We start from the raw sequence: 18,445 nt of genomic DNA on the forward strand, positions 1-18,445 counted from the left end.
TCACAGACATGGCCTTGCAATTAATCTTTGCGGAATTTGCATGTCGTCGAATCTTGCAGCCAGGCACGTTCGGACTCAAACGTCTTCCATCATTGCGACAACCGTCTGCTTCCTTGTCGTCGCCCTCGTATTGACTGGCCTGATGGCGCATGTCGTCGTCACCATGACCCGCTCAGTGAACGAGATCGACGATGCCAGGGCCAGTCGCGCCGCCCGCGCGGCGGTCGCAGCCTTTGTGGCTCGCTTGAGCGGGACAACGACGGACAATGCCATATGGGACGATGCCTATAGTGCGGTCTCATCTCCGGCCGCTGCGGATTGGGCCTATGAGAATTGGGGAAAAACCAGCGAGGATTATGCGCTTTATGACGGCGCGATCGTGACCGGCCCTGACCGGTCTTCGATCGTCTCGGCCTATGCCAAAGGCAAGCCCTTCCAGCCGAGCACGTTTTTCGGGGAAGCTTTTTATCAGCAGATCAATGCTGCTGCCGCTCCGGCGAAGGCGCCGGTGGTCAATTTCATCAAGACCGAAAGCGGTATAGCGCTGATCGCCTCGCAGGCGATCCAGCCGTTCGAGACCGCCGCCGAGGTTCCGAAGTTCAGCGTGCTGAGTTTCTATAAGGAGTTTACGTCGGAGGTTCTCGACACTCTCTCCAACGAACATGAACTCGAGGGGCTGAGCCTCGAGACGACGCCCAAGCCGGGATCCCTGAACACGCCGATCACCGACATGAAGGGAGCCGTCATCGGCTATCTCGTTTGGCCGAGCAAAGCCCCCGGAAGCGCCGTGTTTCATCAGGTCTATCCCTATGTTGCAGCTTCTACCGTCATCCTTTCATTATTCTTGATCGGCGTTCTGTTGGTTGGCGCATCCGAGGCGCGGCGCCTGCGCCAACTGGCGCAAACAGCTCGCTTCGAAGCGAGCCATGACAGCTTGAGTGGCTTGTTGAACAGACAGGGGCTTCTCCGCCTGCTGGAGGATCTGGAGAGCCCGGATCCTTCATCGCCGCGGCTTTACTTGGTTGACCTCGACGGCTTCAAGGCGGTCAACGATGCTTGGGGACATGCGGTTGGGGATGATTTGATCCGGATCGTCTCGAACGCGCTGATGACCAGTCATCCCGAAGTCCTGACCGCAGCCCGGCTGGGAGGCGATGAATTCGCGCTGGTGCACGTTGGATCCACTGCACGCGAAGAGATCGAAGAGGCGATTCTGGCGCTGTTTGCCGAGCCCTTCAAAATTGACGGGCGAACGATCGAAGTTGGCGCAAGCATCGGAGCTGCGGCGCGCGATGGAGACATATCGCCTTTGGAGCTTCTTCGCAGAGCCGACATGGCGCTCTATCGTGCCAAGGCAAATGGCAAAGGTCAGGCGGTTGAATACGACCCCGAACTGGACCGGGAACGCATACGGGTCGCCGAGCTGGAAGGTCTCTTGAAAAACGCCATCGGCAGCGGCGCAATCGAAGCCGTTTTCCAGCCTCTCGTCTCTGCTTCGACCGGTACTGTCACCGGTCTTGAAGCACTGGCGCGCTGGAAAACTGCAACGGGAAACATCAGCCCGGAAATATTCATCCCTCTTGCTGAAAGATGCGGCCTCATCGATGCCCTTGGCGTCCATATGCTGAGAACGTCGATCGGGCATGCCAAGAGCTGGCCCGGTCTGACTTTGTCGGTGAATGTTTCGCCGATCCAGCTCTGCAATCCGGAATTTGCTGCCCAAGTGATCACGATCCTGCAGGAGTTGGATTTCAATCCAAACCGCCTGACACTGGAAATCACTGAGGGCGTTCTGATGACAAATCCGGATCAGGCCCGTCGGTCGATAGACCAGCTCAAGCGCGTCGGCATAAAGTTTGCTCTTGATGATTTTGGCTGCGGCTACGCCAGCATCGGTGCATTGCGGCAGTTTGGGTTTGATCGCATGAAGATCGACCGCTCGCTGGTGTCCGCTCTCGATGAAACCGCAAATGGCGCCGATATTCTTCGGGCAACCATCTCCTTGGCGACTGCTCTGCAGATTCCCGTGACCGCGGAAGGTATTGAGAATACCCGTCAGGCGGCGATCTTGCGAGACGCCGGCTGCGATCAGCTTCAAGGGTATATGCTCGGAAAACCCATGTCGGCATGCGACATATCCAGCAGGCTGCAAGAAGAGTCGGCCGCGTGATCTCGTAAAGGCCACGAATTCGGCATCGGGCCTGAGCGGCCCGGCATATCGAAATCCTGAAAACGACATTTCCAGGCATCGCTGCGGCAATCCACCACAGCCATGCGTCAATCTATCCCGATGTTTTTGCTAAGGCTTTGTTAAATCCGCGATTCAATGAAAAGGCCGTAACTGCAGCATTCGCGGCACGGCCCACGGTTGGTTGCGACCGTCAAATTCCGTCATCAAACTGTAATAAAACGCGCCTAGCCCGCCTGCTGTGACGGGAATTTCAGCGCCCCAGACAATGGACACCCCCTCCATGGCGCTGGTCTCGTTGTTTTTCAAATCCATTAGGGAAGCGCTTCATATGCTCAGCAATAAACTTCTTTCGGCCTGCCTCGGCGCCGGCCTGGTTGCCGCTCTGGCGGTTTCGGCGTCCGCCGCCGACATCACCGGCGCCGGCTCCACCTTCGTCTATCCCGTCCTGTCCAAATGGTCTGCGGACTACAACAAGCAGACCGGCGACAAGCTGAACTACCAGTCGATCGGTTCGGGCGGTGGCATCGCCCAGGTCAAGGCTGCAACGGTTGACTTCGGCGCGTCCGACGCTCCGATGAAGCCGGAAGACCTGACGACTGGCGGCTTCGGTCAGTTCCCGCTCGTCGTCGGCGGCATCGTGCCCGTCATCAACGTCAAGGGTATCAAGTCGGGCGAACTGAAGCTCACGGGCAAGGTTCTCGCCGACATCTACCTCGGCAATGTCACCAAGTGGAACGACAAGGCCATCGCCGATCTGAATCCCGGCCTGAAACTGCCCGACAGCCAGATCGCCGTCGTCCACCGTTCGGACGGTTCGGGCACCTCCTTCAACTGGACCAACTACTTCTCCAAGGTCAACGAAGACTGGAAGAGCAAGGTCGGCGAAGGGACCGCCGTCAACTGGCCGGTCGGCATCGGCGGCAAGGGCAACGAAGGCGTCGCCGCTTACGTCACCCGCGTCAAGGATTCGATCGGCTACGTCGAATACGCCTACGCTCTGCAGAACAAGCTGCCCTACGTTCTGATCCAGAACGCCGCAGGCCAGTATCCGAAGCCAAATGCGGAAAGCTTCTCGGCTGCTGCCGCCAGCGCCGAATGGACCAAGGCTCAGGACTTCTACCTGATCATGACCAATGCTCCGGGCGAAAAGGCCTGGCCGGTCACCGCCACGACCTGGGCGATCATGTACAAGGAGCCGAAAGATGCGGCTCGCTCCAAGGCTGCCTTCGCCTTCTTCAAGTGGGCGCTCGAAAACGGCCAGAAGGAAGCCTCTGCCCTCGATTACGTTCCGCTTCCGGAAACCCTGGTGAAGCAGATCGAGGATTACTGGACGGCCTCGTTCAAGGGCTGATCCTGACGAAACTGCGGTCGGGGCGGGAAGCGAGGCTTTCCGCCCCGAATGTCTTTGACACCCCTCAAAGCATCAGAGCGTACGGACATGAGCGAAGCAATGGCATCGCTGCCCGCCACAACCGCGGGCGTGAAGCGCCGCGACGGCGCCGCAGGCGATCGTATTTTTTACTGGATAGTTTTCGGCTGCGGCCTGTTTGTTCTTGTCGCACTGTTCACAGCGGCGTTCTCCATGGTCTGGGACGGGTTTCTCGCGTTCCAAACCTTCGGCTTTGGCTTCCTGACCGGCATGGAATGGGATCCGGTTGCCCAGCGGTTCTCGGGCCTAGTACCGATTTACGGCACGCTGGTCACCTCGGCGCTCGCCATGATCATCGGCGTTCCCGTGAGCCTCGGTATCGCCGTTTTCATTACCGAAGTTGCGCCGCGCTCCATTCGCGGCCCGATCGGCGGTGCCATCGAGCTTCTCGCCGGTATCCCCAGCATCATTTACGGCATGTGGGGTCTCTTCACCTTTGCCCCCTTCATGTCGGACTACGTCCAGCCGGTGCTGATCGACTGGCTAGGCCCGATCCCGGTAATCGGCGCATTGTTCACTGGCGCCCCGCTCGGCATCGGCATGCTGACGTCGGGCATCGTGCTGGCAATCATGATCATCCCCTTCGTCTCCTCGGTCACGCGCGACGTCTTCCTGGTCGTCCCAGCGCAGTTGAAGGAATCGGCCTATGCGCTTGGTTCGACCAAGTGGGAAGTGGTGCGCGACATCGTCATCCCGCACACCCGCACCGCGGTCGTCGGCGGCATCTTCCTTGGTCTCGGCCGCGCGCTCGGAGAGACCATGGCGGTCACCTTCGTACTCGGCAACACCCATAACATCGCGGTGTCGCTGATGGAGCCCGGCACGTCGATCGCTGCGACGCTCGCTAACGAATTTGCCGAAGCTTCGGATGACCTCTACAGGTCGTCGCTCTCGGCGCTCGGTCTCATCCTCTTCGTTGTCACCTTCATCGTTCTGGCGGCCGCCAAGCTCATGCTGGTGCGCATGGCAAGACAGAGGGGAGAGTAATCATGACCACTCATTCGGGTTCCCTATACCGTCGTCGCCAGATCGGCAGCATGATCGCACTGTCGCTCTGCGGCATCGCCACCGTGGTCGGCCTGGTCTTTCTGGTTTGGATCCTCTGGACGACGCTGATACACGGCTTGTCCGCGCTCAGCCCCAGTCTCGTCACGGAAATGACGCCGCCGCCCGGCGAAGATGGCGGCGGTCTCGCCAACGCCTTCATGGGCAGCCTGATGATGGTCGCTCTCGCTGTTATCATCGGTACGCCGATCGGCGTGCTGGCCGGCACCTTCCTGTCGGAGTTCAGCCGCGGCAAGAAGATTGGCGAGGCAATCCGCTTCGTCAACGATATCCTGCTTTCGGCGCCGTCGATCATCATCGGCTTGTTTGTCTATGAACTGGTCGTCCGCCCGACGTCACGCTTCTCCGGCTTTGCCGGCGGCATCGCGCTCGCCTTCATCTTCCTGCCGGTCGTGGTGCGCACGACCGACGAGATGCTGCGGCTGGTTCCTGATGTCATGCGTGAGGCAGCACTTTCGCTCGGCATCCCGCGCTGGAAGGTAACGGTCAACATACTCTACCGCGCTGCCTCCACAGGTATCCTGACCGGTATCCTCCTTGCGATCGCCCGCATTTCGGGCGAAACCGCGCCGCTCCTTTTTACGGCTCTGAACAACCAGTATTGGAGCTTGGACATGTCGCAGCCGATGGCGAATATTCCCGTCGTCATCTTCCAGTTCGCTATGAGCCCCTATGAGCAATGGCAGAATCTTGCCTGGGCAGGTGCCTTTGTCATGACGGTGATCGTGCTTCTCCTCAGCGTCGGCTCCCGCGCCATCCTCAACCGCAGGAATGCGAAATGATGCTTGAGAACAAAGCCTTCGAACCTCGTCCCGCCCACCTGGCCACAAGAGTCGACAAGATGGCGCTGACCGGCGTCAACTTCTATTACGGCGAAACCCACGCGATCCGCGACGTCACCCTGAGCTTTCCCGAGCGTCAGGTCTCGGCTCTCATCGGCCCGTCCGGCTGCGGCAAGTCCACGCTGCTGCGCATCCTCAACCGCATCTACATGCTCTACCCGAAGATGCGCGCCACCGGCTCCGTCACGCTCGACGGCCAGAACATCCTCGACCCTGGCTATTCGATGAACGAACTGCGCGCCCGCGTCGGCATGGTCTTCCAGAAGCCGGTGCCCTTTCCGATGTCGATCTACGACAATATCGCCTACGGTATCCGCCACCACGAGCGCATCTCCAAGGCCGAGATGGACGTCCGCGTCGAGCAGGTGCTGCGCTCGGCAGCGCTCTGGGAAGAGGTCAAGGACAAATTGAAGGGCAGTGGCCTCGGCCTTTCCGGCGGCCAGCAGCAGCGCCTCTGTATCGCGCGTGCCGTGGCGCTTCGCCCCGAGGTGCTTCTCCTCGACGAGCCGACCTCCGCCCTCGACCCGATCTCGACTGCCAAGGTGGAAGAGCTGGTCGCCCGGCTGAAGACGGAGTTCACTATCGTCATCGTCACCCACAACATGCAGCAGGCAAGCCGCATTTCCGACAATACCGCCTTCATGTATCTGGGCGAACTGGTGGAATACGGCCCGACCGCCGAGATCTTCCAGTCGCCGAAGGTCAAGCGCACGGAAGACTACATCACCGGCCGCTACGGCTGATCTGCGACCCCGGGGGAGGAATGGATCACCATTGCAGATCCAGCCGGTCCAGCCCGTGGAAATGGTAGACATCCTTGACCACAGGTGTCTTTGCCAGCCTCAGACCGGCCAGCCGTTCGAACAGGATCGGCAGCACGACGTTGAGTTCCAGCCGCGCCAGCGGCGCGCCGATGCAGAAATGGATGCCGGCGCCGAAGGAGAGGTTTGCCGCCTCGTTGCGGTCGGGCTTGAAGGTGAGGGGATCGGTGAATTTTGCCGGGTCGAGATTGGCGGCGGCGAGGATGAGGCTGACCTTGTCGCCGCGCTTGAAGGAGATGCCGTCGATTTCGGCCGGCTCCAGGGCCCAGCGCTGGAAGATATGAACAGGCGCGCAGATGCGCAGGGTTTCCTCGACGGTGCGCTCTGTCGTGGCCTCGTCCCGGAAAAGTTCTGCCGGATCGCCGCCGCTGTCGAGAATGGTGCGCACGGAGTTGCCGATCTGGTGCACGGTCGCCTCATGTCCCGCATTGAGCAGCACGATCGTCGTCGACACGAGCTCCTCCTCGGTCAGATACTGGCCCTTGTGCTCGGTGTGGATCATGTGGGTCAGCAGGTCGTCGCGCGGTTCGGCGCGGCGTTCGGCGATCACCGTCTTCACGTAGTCGGAAAATTCCTTCGATGCCCGTTCGGCCTCTTCCTCCTGCCCGCGCGTACGGCCGAACATGTACATGCGGACATAGGCGTGCGACCAGGTAAGCAATTGCGGTCCCATCTCCTCGGGGATGCCGATCATCCGGGCGATCATCGTCACCGGGATGATGTCGGCAAAGGCCGAGAGCAGCTCGACCTCACGCTTCTCCGCGAAGCCGTCGATCAACCGGTTGGCGAGTTCGGCAAGCTCCGGCTTCATCTTCTCGACATGGCGGGAAACGAAGGCGCGGTTGACGAGCGTGCGCAGCCGCGTGTGCTCCGGCGGTTCGAGTTCGAGCAGGGAATAACGTTCCGAAAGATCAAAACTGGCAAGATGCGGCGTCGGCTCGGCAAGCCCGAGCTCCTCGCGGCTGGCGATATGCAGGATCTGCCGGCCGAAGCGCCGGTCGCGCAGCAGTCCGTTCACATGGTCGTAACCGGTGAAGAACCACTGTTTTTGCTCGCTCCAGTAGAAGGTCGGGCAGTGGGCATGAAGTGCGGCATAGACGGCGTTCGGGTCGCCGTAGAAAGCCGGGTTGCGGCTATCAAGCGAGACATGACGGTTGGCGCGGTCGATCGAGAGAAAGGATGGGATCATCATGCGCCGAGCCTTATCGGATTTGCCGGACCTCGGAAAGATGTGAGGCGCGAGGGATCCCGGACTACCCGGCCCGTGACAGCGTGCCCATGCGTCGTAGCGCCTCGACCTGGTCGTCGACCGTCGGCACAAGTTCGCCGGCAGTGCTGCTCGGCGTGGCCGGTGCAGGGGTTGCGGCCTCCGCTTCGCCGAAGGTGACCGTGCAGTTGCGACCGGCGGCCTTCGCCGCATAGAGCGCCCGGTCGGCGGCCGAGATCAGCTTGTCGATATTGGCTTCGATCGAGGAGGCGAGCGCGATGCCGATGCTGACCGTGACCGGAACGATCGCTTCGCCGGTGCTGACGGGAAGACGGCAGAATTCGGTGCGGATCGCTTCGGCGATCGCCTCGGCTTCCGTCTGGTCCGCGACTGCGGCGAAGGCGGCGAATTCCTCACCGCCCATGCGGCCGAAGATGTTGTTTGGAATATACTGGCGGGCCATGCGCGCAAAGGCGGTCAGCACGGCATCGCCGGACTGGTGGCCGAAACGGTCGTTGACGCGCTTGAAATGGTCGAGATCGAAGAGAATCACCGCGACCTGGCGCTGCTCGTTATGAGCTCTTTCCTGGATGCCGTCGAAATAGCCGAGCAGGCCGCGGCGGTTGAGCACGCCGGTCAGCGAATCGGTCAGGGTGAGGGCACGCAGGTGCCGTTCGGAACGCTCCATGATCAGCCGGCAGGTGAACGCGAAGGCGATGGTCAGCAGGAAGGCGCTGGCCATGGCGGAGGCGCCGCCGAGATTGGTCGCCTCGATATCGCTCGGCAGCGTCAGCGCCATCGTCACTGCCGAGCCGAAGCACAGGCAGCCCTGGATGACGAACACGCCCATCAGCTTGATGCGGGTACGCTCACGGCGCATGTCGCCGGCGGCGACCGCCATGGCGAGTGCCGTTGCACCCGTCGCCGAAGCAAGGTTGTAGAGCACCACCCGGTTTGAATAATCGCTGTTGACCCAGGGCAGGAAGACCCCGGCGAGCCAGATTGCCGGCGGCAGCAGTGCCCACCATTCGATCCGCTTGCGGTCGAGCGCCAGAAAACCCGCCGCCCAGGCGCTCTGGCCGAGCAGGGCGATGGCATTGCCCGCTTCTATGGAAAGCACGCTGGGGATTTCGCCGCGCAGCGCGACCATCGCAAAGCCGATGCCAGTCAGGAGGAAGCCCAGGCCCCAATAGAGATAGGCCTCGTTCCTGACGTTGTGGCGCCAGGCGACGAACAGCACCAAAGCGAGCGTCATGGCCTCGGAACACCAGATGGCGAGACCTGTAGCGATATTGAACACGGCAGCAACCCCTTGTCTGTCAGTTCGCATCCTTGCCGAGGAAGCTCGCCAGTTCCTTAATGCTGCTGCGCTGCGGCATTGTTTTAGGCCGATATCTGCCGGTAGGCTTTCCGTTGGGTAAACGTGTATGAGCACAGTCGAATAGAGTAAGCCTTCCTTCATCCTGTCATGGAGAAAAGCCGGGGGAGACCGCGCTAGGGTCTCGCCGTTAACAGGCGTTTGAGGGAAAGAGGCTACCAGGAGCCGAAGCACCAATGCACGTCGCCCGGAAGTGTGCAGCGGTTCCGGGATAACGACAGTATGAAAAGAAGGAGCTTAGCCGCCTTGCCCCGCCTTCTTAACGTTATCCTCATGCGTGTCTTGAAGAGGAGGGCCGGGACACTCTATGTAGGGGTAAGATATTTTTTCTTTGATTCCCGGCGTCGGCCGGCGAGACGTTGACAAAGGACGCACATGAGAAACCCAGTCGATACCGCAATGGCCCTCGTTCCGATGGTCGTGGAACAGACCAACCGCGGTGAACGCTCCTACGACATCTATTCCCGCCTGTTGAAGGAACGCATCATCTTCCTGACGGGTACCGTCGAGGACCATATGGCGACGCTCGTCTGCGCCCAGCTGCTTTTCCTCGAGGCTGAAAACCCGAAGAAGGAGATCGCCCTCTACATCAATTCGCCCGGTGGCGTCGTCACCGCCGGTATGGCGATCTACGATACGATGCAGTTCATCAAGCCCGCGGTTTCGACGCTCTGCATCGGCCAGGCCGCGTCCATGGGCTCGCTGCTGCTGGCGGCCGGCCACAAGGACATGCGCTTTGCCACGCCGAACTCCCGCATCATGGTGCATCAGCCATCGGGCGGCTTCCAGGGCCAGGCGTCAGACATCGAGCGTCATGCCCGCGACATCCTCAAGATGAAGCGCCGCCTGAACGAGGTCTACGTCAAGCACACTGGCCGCACCTACGAGGAAGTTGAAAAGACGCTCGATCGTGACCATTTCATGGATGCGGACGAAGCCCAGAGCTGGGGCGTGATCGACAAGGTTCTGACGTCGCGCCTCGAAATGGAAGGCGAACAGGCCTAGTAATTAATAGGGATGGTGTTTTCCTCGCCACAGTTCTATCCCATTTGTGATTGAACAAGGGCTTTCATACGGCGACGAAGACGCTAATAGTAGCTATTAATGCTATGTTGAATTTTTATGACATAGCATTCGGCATTCGAAGGGGAGTTCGTTGCCGCCGGGACCAGGACATGATTGGTTGGGCCCGGTTCGTACCCCCTGAAGCCCTTCTCGGCAAAGGCTCCGGAAACGGAGTGCCGCCAGGAGCTGATAGAGTGGACCGCGATTTCGCCTTGAAATGCGGCGTGCTGGAAGGAAAGTGATATGAGCAAGGTCAGCGGCAGCAACGGCGGCGACTCCAAGAACACTCTTTATTGTTCGTTCTGCGGAAAGAGCCAGCACGAAGTCCGGAAACTGATTGCCGGACCGACCGTCTTCATCTGCGATGAATGCGTCGAATTGTGCATGGACATCATCCGCGAGGAGAACAAGTCCTCGATGGTCAAGTCCCGCGACGGCGTTCCGACGCCCCAGGACATCATCAAGGTCCTCGACGAATACGTCATCGGCCAGCGGCAGGCGAAGAAGATCCTGTCGGTTGCCGTTCACAACCATTACAAGCGCCTGGCGCACGCCTCCAAGAACGGCGAAGTCGAGCTGGCGAAGTCGAACATCATGCTCGTCGGCCCGACCGGCTGCGGCAAGACCTATCTTGCTCAGACGCTCGCCCGCATCATCGACGTTCCCTTCACCATGGCCGACGCGACGACGCTGACCGAGGCCGGTTATGTCGGCGAGGATGTCGAAAACATCATCCTGAAGCTGCTGCAGTCGGCCGACTACAACGTCGAGCGTGCGCAACGCGGCATCGTCTACATCGACGAAGTCGACAAGATTTCGCGCAAGTCCGACAACCCGTCGATCACCCGTGACGTCTCGGGCGAGGGCGTGCAGCAGGCGCTGCTGAAGATCATGGAAGGTACGGTCGCTTCCGTTCCGCCGCAGGGCGGACGCAAGCACCCGCAGCAGGAATTCCTGCAGGTCGACACGACGAACATCCTGTTCATCTGCGGCGGCGCTTTCGCCGGCCTCGACAAGATCATTTCTGCCCGTGGCGAGAAGACCTCGATCGGCTTTGGCGCTAGCGTCAAGTCGCAGGATGACCGCCGCGTCGGCGAGGTTCTGCGCGAACTGGAGCCGGAGGACCTGGTCAAGTTCGGCCTCATCCCTGAGTTCATCGGCCGTCTGCCGGTTTTGGCGACGCTCGAGGATCTCGATGAGGACGCGCTGATTCAGATCCTGTCCGAGCCGAAGAATGCGCTGATCAAGCAGTATCAGCGCCTGTTCGAGATGGAAGACGTGGAACTGAACTTCCACGAGGACGCTCTGCGCGAAATCGCCCGCAAGGCGATCGTGCGCAAGACCGGCGCTCGCGGCCTTCGCTCGATCATGGAGAAGATCCTGCTCGACACGATGTTCGAACTGCCGACGCTGGAAGGCGTTCGCGAGGTCGTCATCTCCGAGGAAGTGGTGCGCGGTTCGGCCCGTCCGCTTTACATCTATGCCGATCGCCAGGAAGAAAAGGCCAACGCTTCGGCGTGAGCTTGGGCTTTCGTGTGATTATTTTGGGGGCTTGCCATTGGCAGGCCCCTTTCTATTTGAAAAACCATGCGAAGCGCTGTTAGTATTTGCCGGTGGGAACCGAAATTGCCTTTGCCGATGTTGCGGAAGGGGTCGTGCTTGGCAATGATGCAATGATCCGTAAGCCTCTTGCTGGCGTTTGCATTTTAGCCGGGTCGGAAGTGGTAAGCGCCGGTCCAGCCACGCGCTTCATAGTGTTGGCGTTCCGTTGTAATAAAGCTGTCACATCCGAGGGACGCGGGCGTTAGCGTGGCTTGAAAAGCGTAGTCAGAACCTCCACTTGTAGCAACAAGTGAGATTGCCGGCCGGTCCCAAGCGGCCGTGCAGAGAGCCCGGCAACGGGACGATGGAAAGGACATAAAATGACGAAGAAAACGTCTGTAGCGAGCAGCACTGCCTACCCTGTTCTGCCCCTGCGCGACATCGTGGTTTTCCCGCATATGATCGTGCCGCTGTTCGTCGGACGGGAAAAGTCGATCCGTGCGCTCGAAGAGGTCATGGGTTCCGACAAGCAGATCATGCTGGTGACGCAGATCAATGCCAGCGACGACGATCCGGATCCTTCCGCGATCCACAATGTCGGCACCGTGGCCAACGTGCTGCAGCTCTTGAAGCTGCCTGACGGCACCGTGAAGGTTCTGGTGGAAGGCCGCGCCCGAGCCGAGATCGACACTTATACCAGCCGCGAGGATTTCTATGAGGCGCTCGGCCATGTGCTCGAGGAGCCGCACGACGATCCGGTCGAACTGGAAGCCCTGTCGCGTTCGGTCGTCTCCGAATTCGAGAGCTATGTGAAGCTCAACAAGAAGATTTCGCCCGAAGTGGTCGGCGCCGCCAGCCAGATCGACGACTATTCCAAGCTCGCCGATACGGTCGCCTCGCATCTGTCGATCAAGATCACCGAGAAGCAGGAGATGCTGGAGACCACCAGCGTCAAGCAGCGCCTGGAAAAGGCTCTCGGCTTCATGGAAGGCGAGATCTCGGTCTTGCAGGTCGAAAAGCGCATCCGTTCGCGCGTCAAGCGCCAGATGGAAAAGACCCAGCGCGAATACTACCTCAATGAACAGATGAAGGCGATCCAGAAGGAACTCGGAGACGGCGAAGAAGGTCGCGACGAGATGAGCGAACTGGAAGAGCGCATCTCCAAGACCAAGCTGTCCAAGGAAGCCCGTGAAAAGGCCGATGCGGAGCTGAAGAAGCTGCGCCAGATGAGCCCGATGTCGGCGGAAGCCACCGTGGTGCGCAATTATCTGGACTGGCTGCTCGGCATTCCCTGGGGCAAGAAGTCGAAGATCAAGGCCGATCTCAACAATGCCGAGAAGATCCTCGAAGCCGATCACTTCGGTCTCGACAAGGTCAAGGAGCGCATCGTCGAATATCTGGCCGTGCAGGCCCGCGCCACCAAAATCAAGGGCCCGATCCTCTGCCTCGTCGGCCCTCCGGGCGTCGGCAAGACCTCGCTCGCCCAGTCGATCGCCAAGGCGACCGGCCGTGAGTATGTGCGTATGGCGCTTGGCGGCGTTCGTGACGAAGCCGAAATCCGCGGTCACCGCCGCACCTATATCGGCTCTATGCCCGGCAAGGTCATCCAGTCGATGAAGAAGGCTAAGAAGTCCAACCCGCTATTCTTGCTCGACGAAATCGACAAGCTCGGCCAGGACTATCGCGGCGATCCGTCTTCGGCTCTGCTCGAAGTGCTCGATCCGGCGCAGAACATGACCTTCATGGATCACTATCTGGAAGTCGAATACGACCTGTCGGATGTGATGTTCATCACGACGGCGAATACGCTGAACATTCCAGCGCCTCTGATGGACCGCATGGAGATCATCCGTATCGCCGGCTACACAGAGGATGAAAAGCGCGAAATCGCCAAGCGGCACCTGTTGCCGAAGGCCATCAAGGAACATGCGTTGCAGCCGGAAGAATTCTCGGTCAGTGACGACGCCCTGATGTCGATCAGCCAGCATTACACCCGCGAAGCCGGCGTCCGCAACTTCGAGCGCGAGCTGATGAAACTCGCCCGCAAGGCGGTCACCGAGATCATCAAGGGCAAGACGAAGGCCGTTCACGTGACGGCTGCCAACATCTCCGACTATCTGGGCGTCCCGCGCTTCCGCCATGGCGAAGCAGAGGGCGAGGATCAGGTTGGCGTCGTGACCGGTCTTGCCTGGACGGAAGTCGGCGGCGAGCTGCTGACCATCGAAGGTGTGATGATGCCGGGCAAGGGCCGCATGACGGTCACCGGCAATCTGAAGGAAGTCATGAAGGAATCGATCTCGGCAGCGGCCTCCTATGTCCGCTCGCGCGCTGTCGATTTCGGCATCGAGCCGCCGCGCTTCGACAAGAGCGACATCCACGTGCACGTGCCGGAAGGCGCAACCCCGAAGGATGGTCCCTCGGCTGGTGTCGCCATGGCAACCGCGATCGTCTCGATCATGACCGGCATCCCCGTGGACAGGCATGTGGCCATGACCGGTGAAATCACGCTTCGTGGCCGTGTGCTGCCGATCGGCGGTCTCAAGGAAAAGCTGCTCGCAGCGCTTCGCGGCGGCATCAAGAAGGTGCTGATTCCGGAGGAAAACGCCAAGGACCTGGCGGAGATTCCTGACAACGTGAAGAACAACATGGAGATCATCCCGGTATCCCGCATGGGCGAGGTGATCAAGCACGCGCTGATCCGGCGGCCGGAGCCAATCGAATGGGATGGCACGGTGGAAACGCCGGTCATCACATCGGTCGAAGGCCTCGATGAGACAGGCGCAACCATAGCGCATTGAGTGGCCTTTGCCACATTTATGCCCAATTGGCCCAAAACACGGAAAAAGGCTGGCGGAAACGCCAGCCTTTTTTGTGAAAACGTCATGTAGACGCTTGCTTTTCCTTGATTTGCAGGGCTTTTGGGTTTTCGGCGGGCCTGATGAAACCTATTCTGCGCCTAGCTTACTTTTGAGTCGTTTCATACCATTTAGAAAGGGGTGGAAACATGAACAAGAATGAACTCGTGTCCGCAGTAGCCGAAAAGGCAGGACTGACGAAGTCTGACGCGGCTTCCGCTGTTGACGCGGTTTTCGACGTTGTCCAGGCTGAACTCAAGAACAAGGGCGACATTCGCCTCGCGGGTTTCGGCAGCTTCACCGTTTCTCATCGTGCCGCATCGAAGGGCCGTAACCCGTCGACGGGCGCTGAAGTCGACATTCCGGCTCGCAACGTGCCGAAATTCACGCCCGGCAAGGGCCTGAAGGACGCCGTCAACGGCTGATCTGAGATTATCCGCCAGCCGGAAACGAGACCGGTTGTGTAGGATTTGAGAGGGGTTCGGCTTTGCCGGACCCCTTTTGTTTGGGCGGATCTTGCCGTCGCGGGGGCTTTGATCTACGACAGTTCTGTTCTCAGGGCGGGGTGAAACTCCCCACCGGCGGTAAGGGTTTCGGCCTGAGCCCGCGAGCGCCTTCTTTCGCGCCCATGCGGAGGAGGGGTCAGCAGATCCGGTGTGATTCCGGAGCCGACGGTTAAAGTCCGGATGGAAGAGAATGAGTGTCGGCCACGCGGAGGGCAGGGTTGCCCTGTGTCGCTTGGTCGGGGCTCATGCGTCCTGATTTATGTTGGTCCCTGTTTTGGATGAAAGACATGAATCAGACTTCTGTTGCCGTCGAGCCGTCCCGCGCCGTTGTCGGTGCCATCTGGATGGTCCTTGCCGGCATTGCCTTTTCGCTTCTCAACGTCGTCACCCAATGGCTGACGATGAAGCTTGCCTTTCCCTCGGCGTCCGCAGCCTTCTGGCAATATGGCTTCGCCTTCCTGTTTTCGCTGCCGTTCCTGAAGAGGCTCGGCCTTGCGGCGATGCGCACGCACTATCCTTGGCGTCACCTCGCGCGCGTCGCGCTTGCCGCGCTCGGCGTCGAGGCCTGGGTCGCCGGCCTTGCCACGGTGCCGATCTGGCAGGCGATCGCACTGGTGATGACCTCGCCCTTCTTCATCATTCTGGGCGCCCGGCTTTTCCTCGGGGAGCGCGTCGGCCCGGCCCGCTGGGCCGCGACGGCAGCGGGTTTCACCGGAGCGATGATCATTCTGCAGCCATGGTCTGATGGTTTTGGCTGGGCGGCTCTCTTGCCTGTGCTTTCGGCGCTGCTGTGGGGCGCCTCGTCGCTGATCACCAAGAGCCTGACAGGCATCGAACGGCCAGAGACGATCACCGTCTGGCTGCTCGTTCTGCTGACGCCGATAAATGGCGGGCTGGCGCTTGCGGCAGGCTTTGCAGTGCCGACGGGCGCAACCCTTGCCCTGTTCCTGCTGGCGGGGCTGCTGACCGCGGTAGCGCAGTATTTCCTGACGCTAGCCTATGCCGCAGCGGATGCCGCCTATGTCCAGCCGTTCGACGATCTGAAGCTGCCGTTGAACGTGCTGGCCGGTTGGCTGTTCTTCGGTTATGCGCCGGCGGGTTATCTCTGGCTGGGAGCGGCTCTCATCTTGTCTGCTTCGCTGTTCATCATGCGAAACGAGATGCGCCGGGAGCGCAAACCAGAGCCTGACATGATCTGACGCAAAATGCCGCATCTGTCATGCCTCTGTCATGCCGCTCGCGCAGAAAACTCATGTTTCGAATGTTCGACACATGGGGGATTTCATGACAATTTCATCGCGCAAGGCAGCGCTCGCTGCCGTGCTTCTCGCATCCGTCGCCTTTCCGGCCGCGGCCGAGCCGGTTTTCAACCGCATCGCTTCCTTCCCGGTCGCAGAGAACCTGCCTGTTGATAAGGACAAGCTTTCGGTGAGCTCCGCCGAGATCATCACCGCGACCGAAGACGGCAACACGCTGATCTATAGCGACAGCCCGCTCGGCGCGATCGGCTTTATCGACATTACCGATGCCAAGGCCCCGAAGGCCGGCGGCGCGCTGATGATGGACGGCGAGCCGACATCGGTCACCTGGAGCGCCGGCAAGGCACTGGTTGCCGTCAACACCTCCGAAAGCAAGGCCAAGCCCTCGGGCCGTCTCGCGATCGTCGACGTGGCGACCAAGAAGATCGAAAACACCTGCGATCTCGGTGGTCAGCCGGATTCGATCGCCCTCAACAAGGACAAGACGCTAGGCACCATCGCAATCGAAAATGAACGCGACGAAAACATCAATGACGGCAAGATCCCGCAGATGCCGGCCGGCGATCTCGTCGTCTTCCAGGTCAAGAACGGCACCGTCGATTGCGGCACTATCAAGCACATGACGCTGGCCGGGCTTACCGGCGTCGCCCCTGAAGATCCGGAGCCGGAATTCGTCGCCTTCAACAGCCTGAACGAGATTGCCCTGACGCTGCAGGAAAACAACGAGATCGTCATCATCGACGCCAACACGGCTGAAGTGAAGACGCATTTCTCCGCCGGCAGCGTCGATCTCACCGGCATCGACACCAAGCGTGACGGCGCCCTGAAATTCTCGGGCGAAGCCAAGGGCGTGCCGCGCGAGCCCGATGCCGTGAAGTGGCTTGACGACAACCGCCTCGTCGTCGCCAATGAAGGCGACTACCAGGGCGGCTCGCGCGGCTTCACCATTTTCGACAGGACGGGCAAGCTTCTCTACGAATCGGGCGCATCCTTCGAACGCGCCGTCGCCCATATCGGCCACTATCCGGAAAGCCGTTCGGGATCGAAGGGCGTCGAGCCGGAAGGCCTCGAAGCCGCCAAGTTCGGCGACGACAAGTATTTCTTCCTGCTCGCCGAACGTGCCTCGGTCGTCGGCGTCTATAAGGATACCGGCGCCGATCCCGAACTCGTCCAGCTGCTGCCATCAGGCATTTCGCCGGAAGGCGCGATCGCCATTCCCGCCCGCAATCTTCTTGCGACCGCCAACGAGCTCGATCTCGGCAAGGACGGCGGCACGCGCTCGCATGTGATGATCTACGAGCGTTCGGAAGGCGAGAAGGCCTATCCGCAGATCGTCTCCGCCGAGAAGGATGGCAATCCGATCGGCTTTGCTGCCCTTTCGGGTCTCGCCGCCGTTCCGGGCAAGCCAGGCATGCTCTACGCCGTCAGCGACAGCGTTCTGGGCTCGCAGCCGACGATCTACACGATCGACGCCAGCAAGAAGCCGGCCGTCATCACCGACGCCCTCGTCGTCAAGCGTGACGGTGCCCCGGCTCAGAAGCTCGACATCGAAGGCATCGCGGCTGCCGCCGATGGCTCCTTCTGGCTCGCCTCGGAAGGCTACAGCGAGCGTCTCGTCCCGCACGCCCTCTACAACGTCAATGCCAAGGGCGACATCAAGGCCGAGATCGCGCTGCCGAAGGAGCTCGTCGCCAACGAAATCCGCTACGGCTTCGAAGGCGTGGCCATTGTCGGCACCGGCGACGACACCACGCTTTGGATGGCGGTCCAGCGCGAGTGGAGCGACGACGAGAAGGGCTTCGTCAAGCTCGTCTCCTACAATCCGAAGAAGAAGGAATGGGGTGCCGTTCGCTATCCGCTCGACAAGACGGAAAGCGGCTGGGTCGGTCTGTCGGAAATTTCGGCCGAGGGCGACAGCGTCTACATCATCGAGCGCGACAACCTCGTCGGCGATGCCGCCAGGCTGAAGAAGCTCTACAAGGTCGCGATATCAGAGCTGAAGCCCGCCAAGCTCGGCGGTGAGCTGCCGGTCGTCAAGAAGACCGAAGCCCACGACTTCCTCGGCGAGCTGAAGTCTGCCACCAACGGCTATGTGTTGGACAAGCTCGAAGGCTTCACCTTCGACGCATCGGGCAAGCCCTACGCGGTCACCGACAATGACGGCGTCAGCGACTCCTCCGGCGAGACCCTGTTCTTCCCGGTCGACCTGGTCGGCACGAACTGAGCTTCTGACGGTTCCACCACATGAAAATGGCCGGGTAAAACCCGGCCATTTTTTCGTTTCG

At 60.4% G+C, this 18,445-nt stretch carries 13 protein-coding genes and 1 riboswitch; of the genes, 11 read left to right on the plus strand and 2 right to left on the minus strand.

Going from position 1 to position 18,445, the window contains the following annotated elements; all coding sequences use genetic code 11:
* Positions 1-40: 40 nt before the first annotated feature.
* The 5 genes from AC25BC_RS06920 (at position 41) to pstB (ending at position 6,270) form a co-directional block, all read left to right on the plus strand.
* Positions 41-2,170 (plus strand): bifunctional diguanylate cyclase/phosphodiesterase, encoded by a 2,130-nt coding sequence (locus tag AC25BC_RS06920; RefSeq protein WP_128439641.1) that lies wholly within the window; start codon positions 41-43, stop codon positions 2,168-2,170.
* 349 nt (positions 2,171-2,519) lie between these two features.
* Complete coding sequence (gene pstS, locus AC25BC_RS06925; RefSeq protein ID WP_113545970.1) at positions 2,520-3,542, plus strand: phosphate ABC transporter substrate-binding protein PstS; 1,023 nt, start codon at positions 2,520-2,522, stop codon at positions 3,540-3,542.
* 87 nt (positions 3,543-3,629) lie between these two features.
* Positions 3,630-4,607, plus strand: a complete 978-nt coding sequence (gene pstC / locus AC25BC_RS06930; RefSeq protein ID WP_012756944.1) for a phosphate ABC transporter permease subunit PstC — start codon at positions 3,630-3,632, stop codon at positions 4,605-4,607.
* A 2-nt stretch (positions 4,608-4,609) separates the two neighbouring features.
* The gene (gene pstA / locus AC25BC_RS06935) at positions 4,610-5,467 is read left to right on the plus strand and encodes a phosphate ABC transporter permease PstA (RefSeq protein WP_128439642.1); all 858 of its coding nucleotides are present in this window, start codon (positions 4,610-4,612) and stop codon (positions 5,465-5,467) included.
* Positions 5,464-6,270 (plus strand): phosphate ABC transporter ATP-binding protein PstB, encoded by an 807-nt coding sequence (gene pstB / locus AC25BC_RS06940; protein WP_206642399.1) that lies wholly within the window; start codon positions 5,464-5,466, stop codon positions 6,268-6,270. The genes pstA and pstB overlap by 4 nt, the downstream gene beginning before the upstream one ends.
* 25 nt (positions 6,271-6,295) lie before the next feature.
* On the opposite strand, the gene AC25BC_RS06945 is transcribed toward pstB, so the two are convergent.
* Together AC25BC_RS06945 and AC25BC_RS06950 are read right to left on the minus strand one after the other, a co-directional pair.
* Entirely contained in the window at positions 6,296-7,540 is a 1,245-nt protein-coding gene (locus AC25BC_RS06945; protein ID WP_012756947.1) for a cytochrome P450, read from the minus strand.
* Positions 7,541-7,601: 61 nt separating this feature from the next.
* The gene (locus AC25BC_RS06950; RefSeq protein WP_017993614.1) at positions 7,602-9,017 is read right to left on the minus strand and encodes a GGDEF domain-containing protein; all 1,416 of its coding nucleotides are present in this window, start codon (positions 9,015-9,017) and stop codon (positions 7,602-7,604) included.
* Between the two features lie 291 nt (positions 9,018-9,308).
* On the opposite strand from AC25BC_RS06950, the gene clpP reads away from it, so the two are divergent.
* The 6 genes from clpP to AC25BC_RS06980 all read left to right on the plus strand — a co-directional run bounded on the left by clpP (position 9,309) and on the right by AC25BC_RS06980 (position 18,384).
* On the plus strand, positions 9,309-9,938 hold the full coding sequence (gene clpP / locus AC25BC_RS06955; protein ID WP_012756949.1) for an ATP-dependent Clp endopeptidase proteolytic subunit ClpP: 630 nt from the start codon (positions 9,309-9,311) through the stop codon (positions 9,936-9,938).
* 303 nt (positions 9,939-10,241) lie between these two features.
* Positions 10,242-11,519, plus strand: a complete 1,278-nt coding sequence (gene clpX, locus AC25BC_RS06960; protein ID WP_003547337.1) for an ATP-dependent Clp protease ATP-binding subunit ClpX — start codon at positions 10,242-10,244, stop codon at positions 11,517-11,519.
* 401 nt (positions 11,520-11,920) lie between these two features.
* The gene (gene lon / locus AC25BC_RS06965; protein WP_012756950.1) at positions 11,921-14,338 is read left to right on the plus strand and encodes an endopeptidase La; all 2,418 of its coding nucleotides are present in this window, start codon (positions 11,921-11,923) and stop codon (positions 14,336-14,338) included.
* Between the two features lie 206 nt (positions 14,339-14,544).
* A complete protein-coding gene (hupB, locus tag AC25BC_RS06970) occupies positions 14,545-14,820 on the plus strand; it encodes a DNA-binding protein HupB (RefSeq protein ID WP_003547346.1) in 276 nt (91 codons plus the stop codon).
* A gap of 122 nt (positions 14,821-14,942) precedes the next feature.
* A riboswitch (FMN riboswitch) is annotated at positions 14,943-15,097 on the plus strand.
* An 82-nt stretch (positions 15,098-15,179) separates the two neighbouring features.
* Positions 15,180-16,100 (plus strand): riboflavin transporter RibN, encoded by a 921-nt coding sequence (gene ribN / locus AC25BC_RS06975; RefSeq protein WP_431674246.1) that lies wholly within the window; start codon positions 15,180-15,182, stop codon positions 16,098-16,100.
* A 73-nt stretch (positions 16,101-16,173) separates the two neighbouring features.
* Positions 16,174-18,384, plus strand: a complete 2,211-nt coding sequence (locus tag AC25BC_RS06980) for an esterase-like activity of phytase family protein (protein WP_206642400.1) — start codon at positions 16,174-16,176, stop codon at positions 18,382-18,384.
* The last annotated feature ends 61 nt before the right edge of the window (positions 18,385-18,445 follow it).

This window comes from Rhizobium sp. WSM409, assembly GCF_057653825.1.